24 protein-coding genes and 1 riboswitch are annotated in these 18,927 nt (G+C 43.4%); of the genes, 21 read left to right on the top strand and 3 right to left on the bottom strand.

Annotated elements, in window-relative coordinates:
• The first annotated feature begins 11 nt into the window (after positions 1-11).
• The 5 genes from spoVAD to lysA all read left to right on the top strand — a co-directional run bounded on the left by spoVAD (position 12) and on the right by lysA (position 4,861).
• Positions 12-1,028: a stage V sporulation protein AD gene (spoVAD, locus tag NYE43_RS11670; protein WP_024121921.1), complete on the top strand. Its 1,017-nt coding sequence runs from the start codon at positions 12-14 to the stop codon at positions 1,026-1,028.
• Positions 1,029-1,379 (top strand): stage V sporulation protein AE, encoded by a 351-nt coding sequence (spoVAE, locus tag NYE43_RS11665; RefSeq protein WP_003230467.1) that lies wholly within the window; start codon positions 1,029-1,031, stop codon positions 1,377-1,379.
• 7 nt (positions 1,380-1,386) lie between these two features.
• Positions 1,387-2,004 (top strand): stage V sporulation protein AE, encoded by a 618-nt coding sequence (locus tag NYE43_RS11660; protein ID WP_024121920.1) that lies wholly within the window; start codon positions 1,387-1,389, stop codon positions 2,002-2,004.
• A complete protein-coding gene (spoVAF, locus tag NYE43_RS11655) occupies positions 1,949-3,436 on the top strand; it encodes a spore germination protein SpoVAF (RefSeq protein WP_024121919.1) in 1,488 nt (495 codons plus the stop codon). Before NYE43_RS11660 ends, spoVAF begins: the two co-directional genes overlap by 56 nt.
• A 105-nt stretch (positions 3,437-3,541) precedes the next feature.
• Positions 3,542-4,861 (top strand): diaminopimelate decarboxylase, encoded by a 1,320-nt coding sequence (gene lysA, locus NYE43_RS11650; protein ID WP_024121918.1) that lies wholly within the window; start codon positions 3,542-3,544, stop codon positions 4,859-4,861.
• 28 nt (positions 4,862-4,889) lie between these two features.
• Here the strand turns inward: lysA and NYE43_RS11645 are convergent, their stop codons facing one another.
• The gene (locus tag NYE43_RS11645; RefSeq protein ID WP_059336647.1) at positions 4,890-5,762 is read right to left on the bottom strand and encodes a DUF1002 domain-containing protein; all 873 of its coding nucleotides are present in this window, start codon (positions 5,760-5,762) and stop codon (positions 4,890-4,892) included.
• Between the two features lie 257 nt (positions 5,763-6,019).
• Between NYE43_RS11645 and NYE43_RS11640 the strand changes: the two genes are divergently transcribed.
• The 9 genes from NYE43_RS11640 to ribT all read left to right on the top strand — a co-directional run bounded on the left by NYE43_RS11640 (position 6,020) and on the right by ribT (position 12,810).
• Positions 6,020-6,451 carry a peptidylprolyl isomerase gene (locus tag NYE43_RS11640; RefSeq protein WP_003223931.1) on the top strand — a complete coding sequence of 144 codons (432 nt, stop codon included), beginning with the start codon at positions 6,020-6,022 and terminating at the stop codon, positions 6,449-6,451.
• 525 nt (positions 6,452-6,976) lie between these two features.
• Positions 6,977-7,183, top strand: a complete 207-nt coding sequence (locus NYE43_RS11635) for a zinc ribbon domain-containing protein (protein WP_010334793.1) — start codon at positions 6,977-6,979, stop codon at positions 7,181-7,183.
• A 154-nt stretch (positions 7,184-7,337) separates the two neighbouring features.
• On the top strand, positions 7,338-7,892 hold the full coding sequence (gene sipS / locus NYE43_RS11630) for a signal peptidase I sipS (protein WP_103671741.1): 555 nt from the start codon (positions 7,338-7,340) through the stop codon (positions 7,890-7,892).
• Positions 7,893-8,128: 236 nt separating this feature from the next.
• Positions 8,129-8,473 carry a hypothetical protein gene (locus tag NYE43_RS11625; protein ID WP_024121915.1) on the top strand — a complete coding sequence of 115 codons (345 nt, stop codon included), beginning with the start codon at positions 8,129-8,131 and terminating at the stop codon, positions 8,471-8,473.
• Between the two features lie 120 nt (positions 8,474-8,593).
• Positions 8,594-8,741, top strand: a riboswitch (FMN riboswitch).
• Positions 8,742-8,872: 131 nt separating this feature from the next.
• Entirely contained in the window at positions 8,873-9,958 is a 1,086-nt protein-coding gene (ribD, locus tag NYE43_RS11620; RefSeq protein WP_341061976.1) for a bifunctional diaminohydroxyphosphoribosylaminopyrimidine deaminase/5-amino-6-(5-phosphoribosylamino)uracil reductase RibD, read from the top strand.
• 10 nt (positions 9,959-9,968) lie between these two features.
• Positions 9,969-10,616: a riboflavin synthase subunit alpha gene (ribE, locus tag NYE43_RS11615; protein WP_024121913.1), complete on the top strand. Its 648-nt coding sequence runs from the start codon at positions 9,969-9,971 to the stop codon at positions 10,614-10,616.
• 14 nt (positions 10,617-10,630) lie between these two features.
• Complete coding sequence (locus NYE43_RS11610) at positions 10,631-11,827, top strand: bifunctional 3,4-dihydroxy-2-butanone-4-phosphate synthase/GTP cyclohydrolase II (protein ID WP_024121912.1); 1,197 nt, start codon at positions 10,631-10,633, stop codon at positions 11,825-11,827.
• A 32-nt stretch (positions 11,828-11,859) separates the two neighbouring features.
• Positions 11,860-12,324, top strand: a complete 465-nt coding sequence (ribH, locus tag NYE43_RS11605) for a 6,7-dimethyl-8-ribityllumazine synthase (RefSeq protein WP_024121911.1) — start codon at positions 11,860-11,862, stop codon at positions 12,322-12,324.
• Positions 12,325-12,435: 111 nt separating this feature from the next.
• A complete protein-coding gene (gene ribT, locus NYE43_RS11600; protein WP_003223910.1) occupies positions 12,436-12,810 on the top strand; it encodes a GNAT family N-acetyltransferase RibT in 375 nt (124 codons plus the stop codon).
• Between the two features lie 13 nt (positions 12,811-12,823).
• Here the strand turns inward: ribT and NYE43_RS11595 are convergent, their stop codons facing one another.
• On the bottom strand, positions 12,824-13,348 hold the full coding sequence (locus NYE43_RS11595; RefSeq protein ID WP_101860347.1) for a DUF309 domain-containing protein: 525 nt from the start codon (positions 13,346-13,348) through the stop codon (positions 12,824-12,826).
• 87 nt (positions 13,349-13,435) lie between these two features.
• The gene (locus tag NYE43_RS11590; RefSeq protein WP_024121909.1) at positions 13,436-13,525 is read right to left on the bottom strand and encodes a YjcZ family sporulation protein; all 90 of its coding nucleotides are present in this window, start codon (positions 13,523-13,525) and stop codon (positions 13,436-13,438) included.
• A gap of 214 nt (positions 13,526-13,739) precedes the next feature.
• On the opposite strand from NYE43_RS11590, the gene scpA reads away from it, so the two are divergent.
• From scpA to rluB, 7 genes are all read left to right on the top strand, one after another.
• Positions 13,740-14,495, top strand: a complete 756-nt coding sequence (scpA, locus tag NYE43_RS11585) for a segregation/condensation protein A (protein WP_024121908.1) — start codon at positions 13,740-13,742, stop codon at positions 14,493-14,495.
• Complete coding sequence (gene scpB / locus NYE43_RS11580; RefSeq protein ID WP_044154877.1) at positions 14,485-15,078, top strand: SMC-Scp complex subunit ScpB; 594 nt, start codon at positions 14,485-14,487, stop codon at positions 15,076-15,078. Before scpA ends, scpB begins: the two co-directional genes overlap by 11 nt.
• A 57-nt stretch (positions 15,079-15,135) precedes the next feature.
• Positions 15,136-15,675, top strand: a complete 540-nt coding sequence (locus tag NYE43_RS11575; RefSeq protein ID WP_185848863.1) for a YpuI family protein — start codon at positions 15,136-15,138, stop codon at positions 15,673-15,675.
• A 120-nt stretch (positions 15,676-15,795) separates the two neighbouring features.
• Positions 15,796-16,944: a D-alanyl-D-alanine carboxypeptidase family protein gene (locus NYE43_RS11570; RefSeq protein WP_268496615.1), complete on the top strand. Its 1,149-nt coding sequence runs from the start codon at positions 15,796-15,798 to the stop codon at positions 16,942-16,944.
• Positions 16,932-17,522, top strand: coding sequence for a spore maturation protein SpmA (spmA, locus tag NYE43_RS11565; RefSeq protein ID WP_024121904.1), 591 nt, complete (start codon positions 16,932-16,934; stop codon positions 17,520-17,522). Before NYE43_RS11570 ends, spmA begins: the two co-directional genes overlap by 13 nt.
• Before the next feature lie 4 nt (positions 17,523-17,526).
• A complete protein-coding gene (gene spmB / locus NYE43_RS11560; RefSeq protein ID WP_341061970.1) occupies positions 17,527-18,063 on the top strand; it encodes a spore maturation protein SpmB in 537 nt (178 codons plus the stop codon).
• Positions 18,064-18,154: 91 nt separating this feature from the next.
• The gene (gene rluB / locus NYE43_RS11555; RefSeq protein WP_024121903.1) at positions 18,155-18,889 is read left to right on the top strand and encodes a 23S rRNA pseudouridine(2605) synthase RluB; all 735 of its coding nucleotides are present in this window, start codon (positions 18,155-18,157) and stop codon (positions 18,887-18,889) included.
• Positions 18,890-18,927: the final 38 nt, after the last annotated feature.

Raw genomic sequence — 18,927 nt, 5'->3', positions numbered from 1 at the left:
AGGAGAAAGAAATGAAATTAACAGGAAAGCAAACCTGGGTGTTTGAGCATCCCTTATTTGTCAATGCAGCGGGAACAGCAGTAGGGCCTAAGGAAAAAGACGGTCCGCTCGGGTCTTTATATGATAAAACCTATGACGACATGCACTGTAATCAAAAAAGCTGGGAAATGGCTGAAAGGCAGCTAATGGAGGACGCCATCAATACCGTGCTGCAAAAAAACAATTTGAAAAAAGATGATATTGATCTTTTGCTTGCAGGCGATCTGTTGAATCAAAATGTCACAGCCAACTATGTGGCAAGGCATCTGAAAATCCCGTTTCTTTGCATGTTTGGCGCATGCTCAACATCAATGGAAACAGTTGCTGTTGCATCTGCCTTAGTCGACGGCGGATTTGCAAATCGGGCGATTGCTGCTACAAGCAGTCACAATGCCACGGCCGAAAGACAGTTCCGCTATCCGACGGAATACGGCGGGCAAAAACCGGATACTGCGACATCTACTGTAACTGGGAGCGGTGCGGTTGTTATCAGTCAGACACCGAGTGATATTCAAATTACAAGTGCAACTATAGGGAAGGTGGCTGACTTAGGAATTACCGACCCGTTTGATATGGGATCAGCCATGGCTCCTGCTGCTGCTGATACCATTAAACAGCACTTTCAAGACATGAACCGCACAGCAGACGACTACGATCTGATCCTGACGGGAGACCTTTCCGGCGTCGGATCTCCTATTGTCAAAGATATCTTGAAAGAAGAGGGATATCCGGTCGGCACAAAACATGATGATTGCGGGCTTCTGATTTACACACCAGATCAGCAAGTGTTTGCCGGAGGAAGCGGCTGCGCTTGTTCCGCGGTTGTAACCTACTCACATATTTTCAAGCAGCTGAAAGAAGGAAAATTAAACCGTGTGTTTGTAGTAGCAACCGGGGCGCTGTTAAGCCCGACTATGATCCAGCAAAAACAAACCATTCCGACCATCGCACACGGGGTTGTATTTGAACGTGCAGGAGGTGCATCTTAAGTGGACTATCTTTTGGCTTTTGTTTGCGGAGGCGCCATTTGTATTGTCGGGCAGCTGCTGCTGGACATATTTAAATTGACGCCTGCCCACGTCATGACATCCTTTGTCGTCATCGGGGCGATTTTAGATGGTTTTGGCATTTACGATAAATTTATTGAGTTTGCTGGAGGAGGCGCCACGGTTCCGATTGTCAGCTTTGGCCACAGCCTTCTGCACGGTGCCATGCATCAAGCGCATATACACGGATTTATCGGAATCGGTATGGGGATATTCGAGCTGACATCTGCCGGTATCTCAGCCGCCATTCTATTCGCCTTTATCGTCGCTGTTATTTTTAAACCGAAAGGATAATGCCGAGATGACGACAAAACGCAAGGTCATACTGGTAACAGACGGAGATGTGTATGCTGCTAAAACAATTGAATACGCTGCAAGAAGAGTTGGAGGGAGATGTATTTCTCAATCAAAAGGAAATCCCTCCACCCGCAGCGGCGCCGAGCTTGTCAGGCTGATTACATCAGCACCGTATGACCCTGTATTTGTCATGTTTGACGACTCCGGCCTTCAAGGAGAGGGACCGGGAGAAACCGCTCTGACCTATGTGGCCACTCATCCGGCAATTGAAGTGCTCGGTGTGATTGCGGTAGCGTCGAAAACCCATCAGGCTGAATGGACCAGGGTTGACGTAAGCATTGACCGCAATGGAGAGATAACAGAATACGGCGTGGATAAAATCGGAGAGAGGGAATTCGATGAACACAGAATGAACGGGGATACGGTCTATTGCCTTGATAAACTTGATCTGCCGCTTATCATTGGTATCGGGGATATCGGCAAAATGGGCAGGAAAGACGATATATCGAAAGGGTCGCCAATCACCATGAAAGCGGTCGAGTTTATTTTAGAAAGGAGCGGGTATCATGCCGGACAAACAGGAAGAGAAAATCCGGGTTTATCGGAATCCAGACAAAAATGAAGCTTATTTTAAAAATCGAGTCGGAATGGGAATCAGCTATGATGTAGGTGTTCGCAAGCTTACCATTTTAGACAGAGAAGTTCAGCTGTACTATTTAAATGGATTATGTGACACTGCCTTTATCATTCACTTAATGAGAGAGCTTGTTGCGATTAACAACCGGACAGGAAAAGAGGACCCTGAAGAGCTGGTCGATATCGTTGAAAACAGACTGCTCAACGCTCAGGTCGAAAAAGTAAAAACGCTGGATGAAACCACCGACCAGGTGCTGTCCGGGTTAGTTGCAGTTATTGTCGAAGATGCAGGATTTGCTTTTATCATTGATGTCAGAAGCTATCCGGGAAGAAATCCGGAAGAACCGGATACGGAAAAGGTGGTCAGAGGGGCCAGAGACGGATTTGTTGAAAATATCGTCGTCAATACCGCGCTTCTCAGAAGACGGATCAGGGACGAACGCCTTCGCGTCAAGATGACAAAGGTCGGCGAGCGTTCAAAAACGGATCTGAGCATTTGTTATATAGAAGACATTGCTGATCCGGATCTGGTTGACATCGTGGAAAAAGAAATTGCCGCCATTGATGTCGACGGATTAACAATGGCAGACAAAACAGTCGAAGAGTTTATTATCAAGCAAAGCTACAACCCGTTTCCGCTCGTCCGTTATACAGAAAGGCCCGATGTGGCGGCCAATCACGTACTTGAAGGCCATGTCGTGATTATGGTTGATACATCGCCGAGTGTGATCATAACGCCGACAACCTTATTCCATCATGTTCAGCATGCTGAAGAATACAGACAGGCTCCTTCTGTGGGAACTTTTTTAAGATGGGTACGATTTTTCGGCATTCTTGCTTCTACTTTATTTCTCCCCATCTGGTTTCTCTTTGTTCTTCAACCGGAACTGCTGCCAGAGAATCTAAAATTTATCGGGTTGAATAAAGATATGCACATCCCGATCATTCTGCAGATTTTCTTAGCTGATTTAGGAATTGAGTTTCTCAGAATGGCGGCTATTCACACACCGACCGCTTTATCTACTGCAATGGGATTAATTGCCGCGGTTCTAATCGGGCAAATTGCCATTGATGTGGGGCTGTTCTCTCCTGAAGTCATACTGTATGTCTCGCTTGCCGCTATTGGAACCTTTACGACGCCAAGCTATGAATTAAGCCTGGCAAATAAAATGGCCCGTCTTACACTTATGATATTAGTAGCACTCTTTCATGTAAAAGGGCTCGTTATAGGATTTACTGTTCTGATTATTGCCATGGCCAGCATAAAATCCCTTCAAACCCCATACCTATGGCCACTCATTCCGTTTAACGGAAAGGCGCTGTGGCAGGTGCTGATTCGCACGGCGAAACCTGGTGCGAATGTAAGACCAAGCATTGTTCACCCAAGAAATCGCTTAAGACAGCCTACCAATTCATAATCGCATTGAAACTGACTGAAGAGTATGATAATGTATGTCTTAATTATGAAAGGACAGTCCATAAAACTGTCCTTTCACCCATAAGCGGAGAAAGAGGGAATGACATTGTTCTTACACGGCACTAGCAGACAAAATCAACATGGGCATTTGGAAATCGGAGGTGTGGACGCTCTCTATTTAGCTGAAACATATGGCACGCCTCTTTACGTATATGATGTGGCTTTAATACGTGAGCGTGCTAAAAGCTTTAAGCAGGCATTTATAACTGCAGGGCTGACAGCGCAGGTCGCGTATGCGAGCAAGGCATTCTCTTCTGTTGCGATGATTCAGCTTGCCGAGGAAGAAGGGCTTTCCTTAGATGTCGTGTCTGGAGGAGAACTTTACACAGCTGTTGCAGCAGGATTTCCGGCGGAGCGCATTCACTTTCACGGAAATAACAAAAGCAGGGAAGAGCTGCGAATGGCGCTTGAACACCGTATCGGCTGCATTGTGGTTGATAATTTCTATGAAATCTCGATACTTGAAGACCTGTGCAAAGAAACTGGGCACTCAATTGATGTTCTCCTGCGGATTACCCCCGGAGTAGAGGCGCATACACATGACTACATTACAACGGGACAGGAAGATTCAAAGTTTGGTTTTGACCTTCATAACGGACAAACTGAACAGGCGATTGAACAGGTTTTACAATCAGAACACATTCAGCTGCTAGGTGTTCATTGCCATATCGGTTCGCAAATTTTTGATACAGCCGGTTTTGTGCTAGCGGCAGAAAAAATCTTCAAAAAACTTGACGAATGGAGAGAAGCTTACTCATTTGTTTCAAAGGTGCTGAACCTTGGAGGCGGTTTTGGCATTCGTTATACGGAAGAAGATGAACCGCTTCATGCCACTGAATATGTAGAAAAAATTATCGAAGCAGTAAAAACAAATGCAGCCCGCTATGGATTTGACATACCGGAAATTTGGATCGAACCGGGCCGCTCGCTTGTAGGAGACGCAGGCACAACACTTTATACAGTCGGCTCCCAAAAAGAAGTGCCGGGTGTCCGGCAGTATGTAGCTGTTGACGGAGGAATGAACGACAATATCCGTCCGGCTCTCTATCAGGCAAAATATGAAGCTGTTACAGCTAACCGTATCGGTGAAGCGCACGATAAAACGGTATCGATTGCCGGCAAGTGCTGTGAAAGCGGAGATATGCTCATTTGGGATATTGACCTGCCGGAAGTAAAAGAAGGAGATCTGCTTGCTGTTTTCTGTACAGGCGCTTATGGCTACAGCATGGCCAATAATTATAATAGAATTCCAAGACCTGCTGTTGTATTTGTAGAAAACGGAGAGGCTCATTTAGTCGTAAAAAGAGAAACGTACGAGGATATTGTAAAACTGGATCTGCCATTTAAAACGAGTGTGAAGCAATGAAAAAAGCGCCGGGAATTCGGCGCTTTTTTTATTTGAATATAGAAACAATCGCGTTCCAGATGGAAACGAAGAAATCAATGACTTTCTGGATAAAGTTCTTGCCTTCATCTGAGTCTAAAAATTTACTAATCTTATCTTTCGCTTTATCAAGCTGGTCACCGACCTGTCCCCAGTCGATATCAACATTTTTCATCTTATTGAACAAGGATACAAGCTGATCCTTTTGGCTGTCTGTCAGTGTGACGTTTAAATCGGAAGCCGCATCATCCACTTTTTTCTCAATATCGGCTTTATTGTCAGGCACACCGTTTTTAGCAAACTCTTCTTTTATTTTTGCAATCAGCGCAGCCGCATTTTCGTCACCGATTTTGTCACCAAGCTCTGAGGTCGTCACAAGCTCTTGGTTGGCGACTTGCTTAACGTCTTCAGAAATCGCTTCGTCAGAAGAAACTTCATATGCTTTAATCAAGCCTGTCAAAGCCGCAGTACCGGACACTTCAAACGGAGCGGTAACATAAACCTTCGCGTCCTTAACGCCGGCTGTCATCAAGGCATTGAGGTACATTTCATCCGTAATGCCGCTGATATTATGTGTCTCAACATTTAATCCGGAGCCTTTTTTGGCAATGGTAATAGACGATGATGAAATCGCTCTTGAGCCAATTTGCGCGCTTGGTATATATTTTCCTAAATATTCGTGTTCTTCCTTATTGGTAACGGTCACGGTTGTGGCATTATCAGGGACATTCATTTCATCAAGCACTTTTTGCTTATCTGATTCTGACAAATTTGCACCAAGTGTCACGATGACATCTCCGACTGCGGCATCCGCGAGACTGACTTTCGGAATCGTCAACAGCAAAACGGCCGCTGCCAGCATTCCAATCCATATTTTTTTCAAAGCAGTTGACCTCCTTCATTTCACAAGCAGCAGTTAAAGCTGCTTTGCGAGGACCTGAATCATGATGAAAAATACAGTTCCGATAGGTTAGACGGAGATAGAGAGGTTCAGGTTTCATTTTTATTTTGGAGAAAAGCCGGGAGAGTCGTTTTCCCAAAAAAGGTGTGGTATAATAGCCGCGACAAGGAGAGACAAGCCATAATGATGATACATAAATTTCTCCTTTGAAAATTAAAATAAAGAAAGTGGGCATACAATTGAAAACAGGTTACTTTTTATTAGAAGACGGCAACAAAATTGAATTTGAACTTTATCCGGAAGCAGCACCGGGTACAGTTGCAAACTTTGAAAAGCTTGCAAACGAAGGATTTTACGACGGACTTACATTCCACCGAGTAATTCCAGGCTTCGTCAGCCAAGGCGGATGCCCGCACGGTACTGGCACAGGCGGTCCCGGATACACAATCAAATGTGAAACAGAAGGAAACCCGCACACACATGAAGCGGGCGCGCTCTCTATGGCACACGCAGGAAAAGATACTGGCGGCAGCCAATTTTTCATCGTCCATGAGCCGCAGCCTCATTTAAACGGTGTTCACACTGTATTTGGCAAAGTAACAAGCGGTCTAGAATTCGCGAAAAACATGTCTAACGGTGACGTGATGAAAGAAGTTCGCGTAGAAGGCTAATAGGCAGGCAGAAAGCTCCCCGATATGAGGGAGCTTTTTCTTTTCGCTCACAGCCTGATCTGGTTGTGACAGTTAACAAACAGACGTTTTTAAGGTAGAACGAGGAGGCATAGAGAGATTTGAGTTAAATCCTATAGCTATGTTTCAAATCATAAGTGTTCAATCACAATTGTATTCAATCCGACGGAACCAAAACACTGATTTTTGATACGTTCAGCGGGCTTATAGAAAATGCATTGCCTACGCTGTTCCCTTCAATATGATTCAACGTAATAGGAAAATCATCCCTATCTCTTCTTCTCTTTATACATATTAGAGATCGTATGAAATAGCTTAAACGAACCAGTAAAAAACAAAATGAGATTGTAAGCTAGTCCGCGTTTGTATGGGTGGAGCATTCCTTACAGTCACACTCATCAGGGAAAAATTAAACAAATTTTAAAGCTGACATGCTTCATCCCAAACGGCATTTGTAGTAAAATGAAATAATATCGATGTCATTTTTTTGAAAAGGGGCTGCGTTTGATGAACAACAAGGGCTGTATAAAATGCGGAAGCACTGAAGCTGGCCAAAAAGAAATTGCCACAACTGGAACCGGATTGTCAAAGTTGTTTGATGTGCAGCATAACCGTTTTCTCGTCGTCTACTGTAAGAAATGCGGATATTCGGAGTTTTATAATAAAGAAACTTCAACTGCCGGCAATATATTGGATTTGTTCTTTGGAGGCTGATTGATTCTTCTCCCGATTTCATTAGGAAATGGAACAAATTGATTCTGGCAGTAGAATAAATAGATGTGAAAATTTTCTTCAATGGTCCTAATGGGATTTCTTATCGATTCGTGATAACATAAATTGAAGACCGTTGTTTATTGGAGGAACTCAGTTGAAAGCGGAAACCGTTTCTAAGAAAAAATCAATATTTGAATGGGCCAAAGCGATTATTATCGCAGTTGTTCTGGCATTACTCATCCGCAATTTTATTTTTGCGCCGTATGTCGTTGACGGTGAGTCCATGGAGCCTACCCTTCATGACCATGAAAGGGTATTTGTCAATATGACAGTTAAGTACATAGGCGAGTTTAAGAGAGGGGATATCATCGTGCTAAACGGGGATGATGTCCACTATGTCAAGCGGCTGATCGGCTTGCCGGGAGACACAGTCGAAATGAAAAACGACCAGCTTTATATCAATGGAAAAAAAGTGGCTGAGCCTTATTTGAAGGCAAATAAAAAGCAAGCAAAAGAAGATGGATATGACCATCTAACTGATGATTTCGGCCCGATCAAAGTGCCTGATAACAAATATTTTGTGATGGGTGATAACCGCCGATACTCAATGGACAGCCGAAACGGGCTTGGACTCTTTACGAAAAAACAAATTGCGGGTACGTCAAAGTTTGTTTTCTTCCCATTTAACGACATTCGTAAAACCAACTAGGTATAAGCAGTTTCCTGAAAAGGAGCTGCTTTTTTATTCTTTTTCTCATGCATCCCCTAAAACCAGAACGTAAATTCGTATATCTATAGAAAAGAAATTTTTGCAGAAATGCGAAACATATTCCCGTTATGCATCGTTATATTAATAATTTACGAGAATTTACGGTTTTTTATTCATGAAAAAAAGGAATAACTCATATGAATGAATAGATTCATATTGGCTGGAGGTTTTTTAAAATGGGAAGAATAAAAACCAAGATTACCATTCTGTTAGTGCTACTGGTTTTACTTGCAGGGGGGTATATGTACATAAATGATGTTGAACTGAAAGACGTTCCGACAGCGATTGGACAAACCTTGTCCTCCGAAGAAGAAGAGTATACAATCGAGGAATATCAAGTGACAAAAATTGACGGCACCGAATATCATGGAGAAGCAGAAAACGGCACGAAGATCATCTTCAACGGAAAAAAGTTAAATCAAGATTTGTCTGATATAAAAGAAGGCGATAAGATTAAGGCGTACTTCAGCAAATCAAAGCGGATCGACGGTTTAATCAAGGTTGCAAAAGTAAATGATTAAGTGAAAAAACACCTTTCGGAACGATGGGTGTTTTTTTGATTTCTCAAATTGTAAGTTTATTTCATTGCGTACTTAAGAAAGGATCGCTATAATAGCCATTAAGGACAAATGAATAAAGATTGTATCCTTCGGGGCAGGGTGGAAATCCCGACCGGCGGTAGTAAAGCGACATGCGCTTTAGAGCCCGTGACCCGTGTGCACATATGTACGCGGTGGATTCAGTTTAAGCTGAAGCCGACAGTGAAAGTCTGGATGGGAGAAGGATGAAGAACCGCTATGCAAAATGTATCAACATGCATAGTGTTATTTCCTATTGCGTAAAATACCTAAAGCCCCGAATTTTTCTTAAATTCGGGGCTTTTTTGACGGTAAATGAATAAAGAAGGGAGGGGAAAACAGATGGAAGAGTATTATATGAAACTGGCGTTGGATCTTGCGAAGCAGGGTGAAGGACAGACCGAATCGAATCCGCTCGTAGGCGCTGTTGTGGTGAAGGACGGACAGATTGTCGGGATGGGCGCCCATTTAAAATACGGTGAAGCTCACGCGGAAGTCCATGCTATTCATATGGCAGGCGCACATGTGAAAGACGCTGATATTTATGTCACCCTTGAACCATGCAGCCATTACGGAAAAACACCGCCTTGTGCCGAACTGATTATCAAGTCCGGGATAAAGAGAGTATTTGTCGCAATGAGAGATCCTAACCCGCTTGTGGCCGGACGGGGAATCAGCATGATAGAAGAAGCCGGCATCGAAGTAAAGGAAGGCATTCTGGCAGATCAGGCGGAACAGCTGAATGAAAAATTTCTGCATTTCATGAGGACAGGCCTCCCTTACGTCACATTAAAAGCTGCCGCAAGCCTAGACGGAAAAACAGCGACCAGTACAGGTGACAGCAAATGGATCACATCAGAAGCTGCAAGACAGGATGCTCAGCAATACAGGAAATCACATCAAAGCATTTTGGTCGGAGCAGGCACTGTGAAGGCTGACAATCCAAGCTTAACCTGCAGGCTCCCGAATGTTTCAAAACAGCCGGTCAGGGTGATACTTGATACCGAACTTTCGATTCCCGATGACGCCAATGTGATTTGCGATCAGGCAGCGCCGACTTGGATTTTTACAACAACACGTGCTGATGAGGAGAAGAAAAAACGGTTTTCCGCTTTTGGCGTGAAAATATTTACTCTGGAAACAGATCGTATACCAATTTCCGATGTACTGAAAATCCTTGCGGAAGAAGGCATCATGTCGATGTATGTGGAAGGCGGATCAGCTGTTCACGGAAGCTTCGTCAAAGCAGGCTGTTTTCAAGAGATCATCTACTATTTTGCCCCTAAATTAATCGGAGGAACGCTTGCTCCCAGCTTAATCTCCGGTGAAGGTTTTCAATCAATGAAAGATGTCCCCTTATTACAATTCACAGATATAACCCAAATTGGCCGTGATATCAGACTGACGGCAAAACCGAAAAACGAGTAGGATGGTGACCATGTTTACAGGAATTATAGAAGAAACAGGCACAATCGAATCTATGAAAAAAGCTGGCCCCTCTATGGCCTTAACAATTAAATGCTCAAAAATATTAGAGGATGTTCATTTGGGCGACAGCATTGCAGTAAATGGCATTTGTCTGACTGTTACTGATTTCACGAAAAGTCACTTCACAGTTGATGTCATGCCTGAAACAGTCAAAGCAACGTCGCTGAACGATTTATCAAAAGGCAGCAAAGTGAATCTGGAAAGAGCCATGGCGGCAAACGGGCGTTTTGGAGGCCATTTCGTTTCAGGCCATGTCGACGGAACCGCAGAAATCACGCGTATTGAAGAAAAAAGCAACGCAGTTTACTATGATTTGAAAATGGATTCGTCATTAACAAAAACGTTGGTTTTAAAGGGATCTATTACCGTGGACGGCGTCAGTTTAACCATCTTCGGGCTGACAGATGATACCGTGACGATTTCTTTAATCCCTCACACCATCAGCGAAACGATTTTTTCAGAAAAAACAATCGGCTCTAAAGTGAATATCGAATGCGATATGATCGGAAAATATATGTATCGATTTTTGCATAAAGCCAATGAAAATAAGAACCAACAAACCATAACAAAAGCCTTCTTAAGCGAAAACGGCTTTTAGAGAGGAAGATTTGCATGTTTCATCCGATAGAAGAGGCATTAGACGCTTTAAAAAAAGGCGAAGTCATCATTGTTGTGGATGATGAAGACAGAGAAAACGAAGGAGACTTTGTGGCTCTTGCGGAGCATGCGACTCCTGAAGTGATTAACTTTATGGCGACGCACGGAAGAGGGCTGATTTGCACGCCTCTCAGTGAGGAAATCGCTGACAGGCTCGATCTTCATCCTATGGTTGAGCACAATACAGATTCCCACCACACTGCTTTTACAGTAAGCATTGACCACCGTAAGACAAAAACGGGAATCAGCGCACAGGAAAGATCATTTACTGTCAAAGCTTTGCTGGACAGCGGTTCAGTGCCGGCAGATTTTCAGCGTCCAGGGCACATTTTTCCGCTGATTGCGAAAAAGGGAGGTGTCCTGAAAAGAGCGGGCCATACAGAAGCGGCAGTTGATCTTGCTGAAGCCTGCGGTTCTCAGGGAGCTGGCGTCATTTGTGAAATAATGAATGAAGACGGAACGATGGCAAGGGTACCTGAGCTCATTGAAATTGCGAAAAAGCATCAATTAAAACTGATCACCATTAAGGATTTAATTGAGTACCGCTACAACTTGACAACACTTGTAGAGCGGGAAGTCGATATTACCTTGCCTACTGATTTTGGCACATTTAAGGTGTACGGATACACAAATGAGATCGATGGAAAAGAGCATGTCGCATTTGTGATGGGAGATGTGCCGTTTAATGAAGAACCAGTATTGGTTCGGGTTCATTCAGAGTGTCTCACAGGTGATGTGTTTGGGTCTCATCGCTGTGACTGCGGCCCGCAGCTTCACGCCGCGCTAACGCAAATTGCCGCAGAAGGCCGGGGAGTGCTTTTGTATCTCCGCCAAGAAGGCCGGGGCATCGGTCTGATCAATAAGTTAAAAGCTTATAAGCTTCAGGAAGAAGGGTATGACACCGTAGAAGCTAATGAAGCGCTCGGCTTTTTGCCTGATTTGCGCAATTACGGCATTGGTGCTCAAATTTTACGCGATCTCGGCGTGCGGAATATGAAGCTCTTGACGAATAATCCGCGAAAAATTGCTGGACTTGAAGGGTATGGTCTCAGCATTACAGAAAGAGTGCCGCTTCAAATGGAGGCCAAAGAGCACAACAAAAAATATTTGCAAACAAAGATGAATAAACTAGGTCATTTACTTCATTTCTAATAACAAAAATCACAAAAAAGGATGGGAATCATATGAATATCATACAAGGAAATTTAGTTGGTACAGGTCTTAAAATCGGAATCGTAGTAGGAAGATTTAATGATTTTATTACAAGCAAGCTGCTGAGCGGGGCAGAAGATGCTTTGCTCAGACACGGCGTGGATACAAACGATATTGATGTGGCTTGGGTTCCGGGCGCATTTGAAATTCCTTTCGCTGCTAAAAAAATGGCGGAAACAAAAAAATATGACGCCGTTATTACACTCGGCACTGTCATCAGAGGCGCGACGACTCATTACGATTACGTCTGCAACGAAGCTGCAAAAGGCATCGCGCAAGCAGCGAACACAACAGGCGTACCTGTGATCTTTGGAATTGTCACTACGGAAAACATTGAGCAGGCCATTGAACGGGCTGGAACAAAAGCGGGCAATAAGGGCGTAGATTGTGCTGTTTCTGCCATAGAAATGGCAAATTTAAACCGTTCATTTGAATAATTTGCTGAAAACAGTTTAAAAATATGGCGAAAATGATATAATGTGAGAAAACGGATCACCTATACTTATCCGTTTGATAGAACTGGACATTTAGGATATAGAGGGGTTTTTATGTTAATTCGTTATAAAAAATCGTTTGAAAAGATTGCGATGGGACTTCTTTCATTTATGCCAAATGAAAAAGATCTTAAGCAGCTTCAGCAGACAATTAAGGACTACGAAACGGATACAGACCGCCAGCTCTTTCTTTGGAAAGAGGACGAGGATATCGTCGGAGCAATCGGAGTTGAAAAAAAGGATTCCGAGGTTGAAATCCGGCATATCAGTGTGAATCCTTCTCATCGCCATCAAGGAATCGGAAAACAGATGATGGATGCTTTAAAGCATTTATTCAAAACGCAGGTACTGGTTCCGAATGAATTAACGCAGAGCTTTTTCGAACGCTGTCAAGGTCAGCAGGATCAAGACATTTCATACAATAATTAAGCAGAGGCTGTTATCAGCCTCTGCTTTTTTTTCTTCGTTCAATTTCTTTCTCGCGTTCGCGGATGACATCAGTCCGATCCCGCAAACGATGTTTATGAATTAGAAATCTATCAGTGAGTGTGCTGGGCTGTCCCCACGTGTAAGCTTTTCGCTTGCATTCAATGCGGCATGCTTCCTTCAGCCTCTCATCTTTAATTGGCAGCATGATGCTTTTATAGGAAGATCCCAGTTCAATTTGTTCGTAAACCGACTGCATAAGCTCCAGTAAACGGGTATGATCAAGCCCCAAATCTTCCACCGCTTGTTTTTTCGCTTGAAGAATCCGTATGCTGTTTGCCAGCAATCTTTTGGCCCCGGCTGTATTCTGTCTTCTGTGATGATACAAAGCAACAGCAAGCTGGATAAAGCCGACCCAAAGTATGTTTCGTTTGTTCGGAGGATCTTCCTTCCAATATTCTTCTAGTATTTCATGGCATTCAAAATAATCCCGTGTTGCGTGAAATTCAACGAGATAATCGATATAAGCTTTCGGGTACAAGATGCTTCCTCCTTTTAATCCGCCTTTAGTGTAACACAGGACAGATAAAAGGAAAAAACAACGCATTGGATTCGCTCTTTTTTAGTTCTAGCAAATCCAAGCGGCACCTACGATAATCAGCAGAATAAACAAAACGACAATTAAAGCGAAACCGCCGCTGAAGCATTTTTCTCCCATGAACATTCAGCCTCCTTTGTTGTGGTCTACGCGAGCATCCTATGTACACCTGCCCTTTTTTGTGTAGGCGGATATCTCGTTATTTGAATATTCAGCACAAATCTCTTGAAATGCAGGAAATGAAATAGTATTGGACGAGAGCTTTTTGGTGGCTTATACTAAAGGGTAGCCAGTTTATCCGGCAATGAGAGTGATACTTGAAAATGGTGAGATGATGGAAGAATATCAAGTGAAAATTGATACGTTTGAAGGCCCATTGGACCTGCTGCTTCATTTAATCAATCGTCTTGAAATTGACATATATGATATACCTGTGGCGAAGATTACTGAACAATATTTATTATATGTACATACGATGCGTGTGCTTGAGCTTGATATCGCCAGCGAGTATTTGGTGATGGCTGCCACACTGCTCAGTATTAAAAGCAGAATGCTGCTCCCGAAGCAAGAGGAAGAGCTGTTTGAGGATGAATTGCTTGAGGAAGAAGACCCGCGGGAGGAACTGATTGAAAAGCTGATTGAGTATAGAAAATATAAAGACGCGGCGAAGGAATTAAAGGAACGGGAAGAAGAAAGACAAAAATCATTCACGAAACCGCCGAGTGACTTGAGCGAATATGCAAAAGAAGTGAAACAGTCGGAGCAAAAGCTGTCAGTCACAGTCTACGATATGATTGGCGCTTTTCAAAAAGTGCTGAAGCGAAAAAAAATAACAAGGCCGATGGAAACAACAATTACAAGACAGGAAATACCAATCGAAGACAGAATGAATGAAATCGTGCACAGCCTGAAATCAAAAGGGAAAAGAATCAATTTTATGGATCTTTTTTCATATGAGCAAAAAGAACATTTGGTTGTCACCTTCCTGGCGGTTTTAGAACTGATGAAAAATCAGCTGATTTTGATTGAGCAGGAGCAAAATTTTTCAGATATTTACATTATGGGGAGTGAATCCATTCATGGGGCTTGATATCGTGAATTGGAAAGCTATAGTGGAAGCCCTTCTATATGCGGCAGGCGATGAAGGACTGACCAAAAAACAGCTGTTAACAGTGCTTGAAATAGAAGAGCCTGAACTGAACACCATTATGGCGGATGTGGCAGACGATTACCGTCATGATACAAGAGGCATTGAACTAATTGAATATGCAGATACGTACATGCTTTCCACCAAAAAGGACTTTGCGCCGTACTTGAAAAAACTGATCGAAGTACCGTCGAAAGGCCTTTCCCAGGCATCTTTGGAGGTGCTGGCGATTGTTTCATATAAACAGCCGATTACGAGAGCGGAAATTGAAGATATCAGAGGCGTGAAATCAGAAAGAATTTTACACAGCCTTGTCGCCAAGGCGCTGCTGTGTGAAGTCGGACGCGCTGACGGTCCGGGACGGGCCATTTTATACGGCACGACGCCGACTTTTCTTGAGCAATTCGGCTTAAAAACGCTGGACGAGCTTCCGCCGCTGCCTGAAAATGCGGAAGATGACGTTCTTCAAGAAGAAGCGGATTTATTCTTTGAAAACTTTAACCAAACCTTTGAAGACATAAAATAGAGATTTAATGAATCGCGCTTTTTCATCAACATAAGATATAAGGAAGAAGTAGCTATCATGAAAGAAGCAAAATGTGAGAGACAAAGACATGAGGGGAAGATACCAAACGAAATGGGACATTCGATTGTGCGAGTGCAGACTCAAAAAACAGGCGAATTCTTATCAATGGTTGTCAATACCGTTAATGATTATTTAAATGAAACCACACTGGCGTCTATGCAGGCTGAATTGCCTGTTGAAGAGGCATACTGCTGTGATGTGCTGAGCACGCTGAGAAGAATGACAGTATTTTGTGAAGGAGGCGCTGAAGCATGCCGCCGTCTCCTTATGCAAGAGCCATTTCAGGAAACCAGAGCGGAAAAAACACTTTACAATGTGTATCATCAATGCATTGAAGAGTTCTTTATGCCAAAGAAAGACACCTGGTGTGAAAACAGCCGGGCGTCATATACCGGAGTCAGCGCAATTGAGTTCTACCATGCTGTTCCGCAGTCTCTGGAGCAATTATTATTGCCGCTGAGCGCAGCGTTTCTGAAGATGAGGGAAGAACTGGCTCATTACGAAGCGTCCGGATCTAGCATGGCATCAATCAGATAACACTTACTCTCCCTTTATGGGAGAGTTTTTTTATGTTTGCAGGCCAAGACACAATTGTTATTCATAACTGATGGACATGCGCATAAACTTGTACAAACCACCACAAGGACGTGAACAAACATGCGCATTTTTAAAAAAGCTGTATTAATAGTCATCATTTCTTTTCTATTTGCAAGTGTAAATGTGAACACAGCACATGCAGCTATAAATGTCAGTGCGAAGAGCGCCATTGTCATTGACGGCATATCAGGAAGAGTGTTATTTGCCAAGGACGAGCATGAAAAAAGGCGGATTGCCAGTATTACAAAAATCATGACCGCTGTTCTTGCCATTGAATCCGGAAAAATGGAAGAAACCGTGACTGTTTCTGCAAATGCGGTCAGAACAGAGGGCTCGGCCATTTATTTAACCGAAGGGCAAAAAGTAAAATTAAAGGATCTTGTGTATGGCCTGATGCTGAGATCCGGGAACGATGCTGCTGTTGCGATTGCTGAGTATGTCGGGGGAAGCCTCGATGGATTTGTCTATATGATGAACCAAAAAGCAGAACAAATTGGTATGGAGAATACCCGTTTTCAAAACCCGCACGGATTGGACGACCATGAAAATCACTACTCAACAGCTTATGACATGGCTGTTTTAACGAAATACGCCATGAAGCTCAAAGACTATCAAACCATCTCCGGCACAAAAATATACAAAGCAGAAACAATGGAAAGTGTATGGAAAAACAAAAATAAATTGCTGACGATGCTGTATCCATACAGCACAGGGGGGAAAACAGGCTATACCAAGCTTGCAAAACGCACACTGGTTTCAACCGCTTCAAAGGACGGCGTAGATCTGATAGCCGTTACCATTAATGACCCCGAAGATTGGGATGATCATATGAATATGTTTAACTATGTATTTGATCATTATCAAACATATTTAATCGCAAAGAAAGGAGATATTCCGAAGCTCAAAGGTACATTTTATGAGTCTAAAGCTTTCATCAAACGGGACATCACCTATTTGCTTACCGAAGAAGAAAAAGAAGATGTCAAAATCAACACTACCCTGCTCAAACCAAAAAAAGCCTGGGAAAAGGATGTCTCAAAAATTCCGGATATTGTAGGACATATGAAAGTCATGTTCAACGATGAAATCATCGCAAAAGTCCCGATCTATTACGAAAACGAACGAAATCAAAAACCGAAAAAAAAGTTTTTTGAAACGTTTCAATCCATTTTTCTGAATGCGGCTGGCGGGGCAAAATGGTCAATATAATCTGGGTCAGCTTAACTGTGATCGGGCTAGTATTTGCGATGTGCAATGGAACGCTGCAGGATGTAAATGAGGCGGTGTTTAAAGGAGCCAAAGAAGCTGTCACAATCTCATTTGGACTTATGAGCGTGCTTGTTTTTTGGCTGGGTTTAATGAAAATAGCTGAACAGTCTGGGCTGCTGGATATTTTCAGCCGTATGTGCAGGCCTTTTATTTCTAAGCTGTTCCCTGACATACCGCCGGATCATCCCGCAATGGGCTACATTTTATCAAATCTCATGGCGAATTTCTTCGGTCTCGGGAACGCGGCCACACCTCTTGGCATTAAAGCAATGGAGCAAATGAAAAAGCTGAATGGAAACCGTTCGGAAGCGAGCCGTTCCATGATCACTTTTTTAGCTGTTAATACTTCCTGCATTACTCTCATCCCGACAACGGTTATCGCCGTGCGAATGGCCTATTCCTCCAAAACGCCGACAGATATCGTCGGACCGAGCATTTTGGCGACACTCATTTCTGGAATCGGCGCCATTATTATTGACCGTTATTTTTATTACCGCCGTAAAAAGAAGGGGAGGTAAGCCGATGGAAATTATCAACTGGCTGTCTTTAGCCATGATCCCTATCATTATTGCCGGCATTCTACTTTATGGAACAATCAAAAAGGTGCCGACATATGAATCCTTTGTTGAAGGCGGAAAAGAAGGAATTGAGATCGCATTTTCGATTATCCCCTACTTAGTAGGGATGCTTGTTGCGATTACCGTTTTCAGATCATCAGGCGCGCTTGACTTTTTTATGGATCTTTTAAAGCCGGCCTTTTCCGCCATCGGCATACCGGCTGAGGTGGTTCCGCTTTCGCTGATCCGTCCGATCTCCGGTACGGCTGCTCTGGGTATGACCACCGATTTAATTGCAGTGTATGGACCGGATTCCTTTATTGGCAGGCTGGCATCGGTGATGCAGGGATCAACGGATACAACACTTTATGTGCTGACGGTGTATTTCGGAGCGGTCGGCATTAAAAAAATGGGTGATGCGTTAAAGGTGGGACTTCTTGCTGATTTAATCGGTGTAGTTGCATCTATCATCATCGTTACGTTATTATTTGGGAGCGCCTGAAAATGGCGTTTTTTTAGATAAAGCATGCGAAATCTGAAAAAGCTTGTTTGTTCAGGTTGAAAAAAGTAAGATAATACTTGAGGTGAAAGACATGGAAAGACTGCAAAAAGTAATTGCTCACGCCGGAGTTGCATCGCGCAGAAAGGCAGAAGAGCTGATTAAAGAAGGAAAAGTAAAGGTGAACGGCAAAGTAATAACAGAGCTTGGTGTTAAAGTCACCGGTTCTGATCAGATTGAAGTAAACGGCTTGAAGGTGGAACGTGAAGAGCCTGTTTATTTTCTGCTATATAAACCAAGAGGCGTGATCTCCGCAGCGGATGATGACAAAGGGCGCAAAGTCGTGACGGACTTTTTTAGAGAAGTGCCGCAGCGCATCTATCCGGTCGGACGTCTGGATTACGATACAAGCGGTCTTTTGCTTTTAACCAATGACGGCGAGTTTGCCAACAAGCTGATGCACCCTAAATATGAAATAAACAAAACATATGTAGCAAAGGTAAAAGGCATACCGTCTAAAGAGCTGATCAGAAAGCTGGAGCGCGGCATTATGCTAGAGGAAGGCAAAACAGCGCCTGCCAAAGCGAAGCTGCTTTCATTGGATAAGAAAAAACAAACAAGCATTATACAGCTGACCATCCATGAAGGACGGAACAGGCAAGTGCGCCGCATGTTTGAAGCAATCGGACATGAAGTAATTAAGCTGAAGCGGGAAGAATACGCATTTTTAAATCTGAGAGGCTTAAATACGGGAGACGCAAGAGAGCTTACGCCGCATGAAGTCAAAAGACTCAGAGCGCTAGCGGAACACGGTAAAAACGCTTTCTAAGTTTCACATAACCTTCAAAAAGTTAGAAATGTGAAATG

This window comes from Bacillus sp. FSL R5-0434, from assembly GCF_038004745.1.
Taxonomy (GTDB): Bacteria; Bacillota; Bacilli; order Bacillales; family Bacillaceae; genus Bacillus; species Bacillus halotolerans.
The sequence above is the reverse complement of the archived record's forward strand: the minus strand, read 5'-3'. Positions and strand labels throughout refer to the sequence as shown.